The 5,164-nt window shown below is 64.8% G+C and carries 4 protein-coding genes, 1 rRNA gene and 1 pseudogene; 3 read left to right on the top strand and 3 right to left on the bottom strand.

From position 1 onward, the window contains the following. Positions 1 to 346 (bottom strand): 16S ribosomal RNA (locus OJJ21_RS16640); the annotation flags it as partial. A 727-nt stretch (positions 347 to 1,073) separates the two neighbouring features. Here OJJ21_RS16640 and OJJ21_RS16635 point away from each other — a divergent pair. After that, a complete protein-coding gene (locus tag OJJ21_RS16635; RefSeq protein WP_297687912.1) occupies positions 1,074 to 2,402 on the top strand; it encodes a peptidoglycan DD-metalloendopeptidase family protein in 1,329 nt (442 codons plus the stop codon). Here OJJ21_RS16635 and gcvA read toward each other — a convergent pair. Continuing rightward, the gene (gene gcvA, locus OJJ21_RS16630) at positions 2,399 to 3,310 is read right to left on the bottom strand and encodes a transcriptional regulator GcvA (protein WP_297687910.1); all 912 of its coding nucleotides are present in this window, start codon (positions 3,308 to 3,310) and stop codon (positions 2,399 to 2,401) included. The two genes, OJJ21_RS16635 and gcvA, sit on opposite strands and share 4 nt — an antisense overlap. Positions 3,311 to 3,420: 110 nt before the next feature. On the opposite strand from gcvA, the gene OJJ21_RS16625 reads away from it, so the two are divergent. Both OJJ21_RS16625 and OJJ21_RS16620 read left to right on the top strand, forming a co-directional pair. Continuing rightward, on the top strand, positions 3,421 to 3,849 hold the full coding sequence (locus OJJ21_RS16625; RefSeq protein ID WP_297687908.1) for a rhodanese-like domain-containing protein: 429 nt from the start codon (positions 3,421 to 3,423) through the stop codon (positions 3,847 to 3,849). Beyond that, entirely contained in the window at positions 3,849 to 4,457 is a 609-nt protein-coding gene (locus OJJ21_RS16620; protein ID WP_297687905.1) for a glutathione S-transferase family protein, read from the top strand. The genes OJJ21_RS16625 and OJJ21_RS16620 overlap by 1 nt, the downstream gene beginning before the upstream one ends. A 49-nt stretch (positions 4,458 to 4,506) precedes the next feature. Here the strand turns inward: OJJ21_RS16620 and OJJ21_RS16615 are convergent. Continuing rightward, positions 4,507 to 5,164 (bottom strand): annotated as a pseudogene (locus OJJ21_RS16615) (hypothetical protein); the annotation flags it as partial.

The raw sequence follows: 5,164 nt of genomic DNA, 5'->3' as shown, positions 1-5,164 counted from the left end.
CGCCCATTGTCCAATATTCCCCACTGCTGCCTCCCGTAGGAGTCTGGGCCGTGTCTCAGTCCCAGTGTGGCTGATCATCCTCTCAGACCAGCTAAGGATCGTCGCCTTGGTGAGCCATTACCTCACCAACTAGCTAATCCTACGCGGGCTACTCCTTCGGCGATGAATCTTTCATCCGTAGATCGTATCCGGTATTAGCACAAGTTTCCCTGTGTTATTCCGAACCGAAGGGCATATTCCCACGCGTTACTCACCCGTGCGCCACTCCCCTTGCGGAGCGTTCGACTTGCATGTGTTAGGCCTGCCGCCAGCGTTCGTTCTGAGCCAGGATCAAACTCTCAAGTTGACTTGAGATATCCCGATTACTCTTACTGTACTCACCATGATCAGCCTTGCGTCTGTTTCCAGACTGGGGCCGGGGGTCATGGCAAGATCGCATAGCATTTGTCGATACCGTCGTGAGACAGCACCGACACCTTACTAAGTGATGCTTGAGCAATCGGTTTGATCCACTCGATCTGTCGACCCGAAGGTCTAGAGATCATGTGTGATCGGCACCGCCGCCCACGCATCTCTTCCATTCCGATTTACGATGTCCAACAACAAACCGGTTTCCCGGCTCACCCACCAGTGTGGGCTTGTCTGCCTTGCGGCATCCCCGTCATCCACAGGGTTCGTACCCTTTAGAGACAGAAAAGACGCTGCCGTTCCGTGTGTCCCTTACGCTACTCTGGGACCACCGTCCGGCCGCGTCGTGGGGCGGTTTATATTCAGATCACCCCATGCCGTCAACGGCTAATTTCAAAAAAAATACATACCCCACGAAATGGGGATAAGTGCCGATTTATCCACAAGATTTGGTAAGGAGATTGCGCCGAATCCCTGGCGGTCAGGCCGATAATTTCCCCGGCGCCCCGCCGGGGCCGCGGCGATAATTTCTTGACCCCCGACTCCCCGCCGGCAATAGTCTTAGCGCCCGACGGGGGGCGCGTACCGGATACGGGGGATTCGTATTGCCTAAGTTGTTTGATTCCAACCGCTTAGCCGTTTCCAGGGCCCTGCGGAACCCGAAAGTGATTCTGCCCGGCGCCGCCATGGCTGCCGTTATTGTTGCCGCGTCGCTGATCTACAGCCCCGTCCATCGCAGTTTTACCGCGCTCGATCCCGGCCAGGCCGTCGAAAAGGCCGTGGCCGATGCTTATCGCCTGGCGCCGGCGCTCGAGAATTTCGTCAGCGAGCCGGATTCCTGGTGGCCCAGCGCCTTCAATCCCGATGATCTGCTGCCGGCGAAGGTGCTGAAGAAGGTTGCCGTCGCGCCCGGTGATACGCTGATGCAGCTGCTCACCGAAGCCGGCGCGGAACCGTCCGACAGCCAGGCCGCGATCAATGCCCTGCATGCGAAATTCAATCCGCGCAAACTGAAAGTCGGCCAGGAGATCACGCTCACCTTCGAACGCAACGATGCCGACAGCTATCGTCTGTTCGAGCTGTCGCTGTCGCCCAGCATCGAGCGCGAAGTGAATGTGGTGCGCAGCGACACCGGCTTCCGCGCCAATGAAGTGATCCGCGAATTCAATGTCGATCGCGCGCGCGTCGCCGGCCAGATCGACGACAGTCTGTATAACGCCGGCATCGCCGCGGGACTGAACAACGCGCTGCTCAGCGAATTCATCCGCATCTTCTCCTACGATGTCGACTTCCAGCGCGAAGTGCAGCCCGGCGATCGCTTCGAACTCTTCTTCGAGCGCCATCACGACGATGCCGGCAAGACGATGAAGACCGGCCGCATCGCCGCCGCGTCGATGACGCTGTCGGGCCGCGAGCTGCGCTACTACTTCTACCAGCCCACCGATGGCGGCGACGCCGACTACTTCACGCCCGCGGGCTCCAGCGTGCGCAAGGCGCTGCTGCGCACGCCGATCGACGGCGCACGGCTCACCTCGGGCTTCGGCATGCGGCGCCATCCGATCCTCGGCTTCAGCCTGATGCACAAGGGCGTCGATTTCGGCGCGCAGACCGGCACGCCGATCCAGGCCGCCGGCGACGGCGTCGTGGAGATGGCCGGCTGGAACGGCGGCTACGGCCAGTATGTCCGCATCAAGCACGGCAACGGCTATGCCACCGCCTATGCGCATATGAGCCGGCTCGGCGTGAAGAACGGCCAGCGCGTGCGCCAGGGCCAGATCATCGGTTCGGTCGGCACCACCGGCCGCTCCACCGGGCCGCATCTGCATTACGAAGTGATGCAGAACGGCAAGCAGATCAATCCGACCGGCGTGCGCTTCCCCTCGGGCCGCAAGCTGGACGGCCGCGAATACGATCGCTTCCGCCGCTTCGTCGATGGTGTCGACAGCGATCTGCGCGGCACGCCGCAGCTGGCGCTGCTCAATCGTGGTGACTAATCGGCGCGGTGACTGGCTTCTTCTAGCAGCCAGTCGACCAGCGCCTTCACCAGCGGCCGCCTGAACTGCGCCGCCGGGCCGACGATGTAATAGCGCCAGTCCGACTTCCAGCTCTGTTCGAACAATCGCACCAGCCGGCCCTTCGCCAGATGCTCGCCCAGATGCGGCGCGCGGCCGAGCGCCACGCCCTGGCCCGCCACGGCCGCCGCCACCAGCACGTTGGAATCGGTGAAGAACAGGCCGCGCTCCGCCGGCGCGGCGGCCAGGCCTTCGCGCTCGAACCAGCGCGGCCAGCTCATCCACGGCTGGGCGGGATGCGCGTCCATGTCATGCAGCAGCTGGTGCTGCGCCAGATCGGCGAAACGGTTGAGCGGCAGCGCGCCATGCAGCAGCGCCGGGCTCGCCACCGGAAACAGCTCCTCGTCCAGCAGAGGCACGGCGTCCAGCCCCTTGAACGGCCCGGCACCGAAGCGGATCGCCAGATCGACATCCTCGCGGGCGAAATCGACCAGCCGCCGCGTGGTGTCGATGCGCAGGTCGATGCCGGGATACTGGCGGCGGAAGTTCCCCAGCCGCGGCACCAGCCAGCCGGCGGCAAACGAGGCCAGCATGGTCAGCGTCAGCGTGCCGCTGGCCTGACCCTCGCGTAAGTGCGCGGTGGCGGCGGCGAGCCGGTCGAGGCCCTCGGTCAGGCCGGGCAGATAGGCGCGGCCGGCATTGGTGAGGCTGAGCCCGCGCGCCTGGCGCAGGAACAGCGGCAGCTGCAGCTGCTCTTCCAGCGCCTTGACCTGCTGGCTGACCGCCGCCGGCGTGACGCCGAGCTCGGCGGCGGCCAGCGCGAAACTGCCATGGCGGGCGGCGGCCTCGAAGGCGCGCAGGGCATTGAGGGGCGGCAGGCGACGGCGCATGGCCCAGTATGGCTTAGCTTTCCTAAGCCTTCCAGCGAGAAACTCTCGGTTGTCGATTAGCGGGGCTTAGGCGAGGCTGCAGCGTCACTGCCGATTCAAGGATTCAAGCCATGCCCAGCCCCGTCGCCGCCACTTCCGCCGCCCCCGCCGCCGAGGCAATCCGGCATTACAGCGGCAAGCTCGCCTTCGAGACCGACTGTTCCGACGTGCATCTCGCGCTCAGTCACGGCCAGCAGGATTTCGTGCTGCTGGATGTGCGCGGCCGCAACGCCTATGCCCAGGCGCATGTGCCCGGCGCGCTGAGCCTGCCGCAGGCCGACATCACGGCGGACCGCATGGCGCGCAGCTGGCCGGCCGATACGCTGTTTGTCACCTACTGCGCCGGGCCGCATTGCAATGGCGCCGACAAGGCCGCGCTGAAACTCGCCACACTCGGTTATGCCGTCAAGATCATGATCGGCGGCATGACCGGCTGGGCCGATGAGGGCCTCGCCTATGCCCATGGCCGCGAGAGCGGCAGCGTGGAGGCCGCCGCCTGATGCTGACGCTCTACGACTATCTCGATTCCGGCAACGGCTACAAATGCCGCCTGCTGCTGGCGCTGCTGAACATCCCCTATACCCGCATCGAACTCGATCTCGACAAGGGCGAGACGCGCAGGCCGGACTTCCTCGCGAGGAATCCGAACGGCCGCATCCCGGCGCTGCAACTCGACGACGGCACGGTCCTGCCTGAGTCGAATGCCATTCTCTGCTACCTCGCCGACGGCACGCCCTACTGGCCGTCCGACCGCCTGCTGAAGGCGCAGGTGCTGCAATGGCTGTTCTTCGAGCAGTACAGCCATGAGCCTTACGTCGCCACGCCGCGCTGGATCCTGCGCCATCTGGGCCGCACGCATCCGCGCATGGCGGAAATGCCCGAGCGGCTGGAGAAGGGCCGCGCCGCGCTCGGCGTGATGGAGCAGCAGCTGGCCAAGACCGACTTCTTCGTCGGCAACCGCTACACCATCGCTGACATCGCGCTCTACGCCTATACGCACCGCGCCGACGAGGCCGATCACGACCTGGCGCCCTACCCGGCCCTGCGCGCCTGGCTCGCCCGCGTGGCCAGCCAGCCCGGCCATATCACGATGCTGCCGGGCGATTGAGAACGGCGCATACAAAATATTCGCGAACCATAAATGTCATTCCGCAGCCTCAGCCCCAGTTCGCGGCCAGCACGCCGTTCAGGTCGTCGTCGAGGCCGGCGGCGGCCAGTGTCATCTGGCCGGCCGTCGGCGGGCTGAAGCTCGCCATCGCCGAGACCAGATTGGCGACATTGGCCGCCGACAGGCTGTGGCTGCCATCCACCGTCTCGATGCTGTCGATCCGGCGGCTGCTGTCGCCGTACCAGTCCTTCAGGTAGACGCTGCTGGCGGCCTCGCCGATCACGTCGATGCGCAGGTCGTTGCCGGCCTGCCGGAACCACAACTGGTCGAAGGCCACGCCGGTAGAGAAGCGCAGGATGTCGGTTGAGGTCGAGGCATCGGCGATGTCGCCCTGAGTGATGCTGTCGCTGCCGTCGCTACGGTCGATCACGTAGGTATCGTCGCCTGCGCCACCCGCCAGGATGTCGTTGGCCGCACCACCGGCCAGCGTGTCGTTGCCGGCGTCGCCAAACAGGAAGTCGCTGCCGCTGGTGCCGCTCAGGGTGTCGTTGCCTGTGGTGCCAGCGATTGCGTTCTGGCTGCTGCCGGCGCCGACCGCGACATGCTGGACCGCCACGTTGCTGGTGACGCTGGCCTCGTCGGTGACCGAAATCTCGCAGCTGCGGACCCCGATCATGCCGCTGCTGCTGGCGAACGTGATGGACTGC

The sequence above is a fragment of the Ferrovibrio sp. genome, assembly GCF_025869515.1.
Taxonomy (GTDB): domain Bacteria; phylum Pseudomonadota; class Alphaproteobacteria; order Ferrovibrionales; family Ferrovibrionaceae; genus Ferrovibrio.
This window is presented reverse-complemented; position numbering and strand designations above follow the sequence as displayed.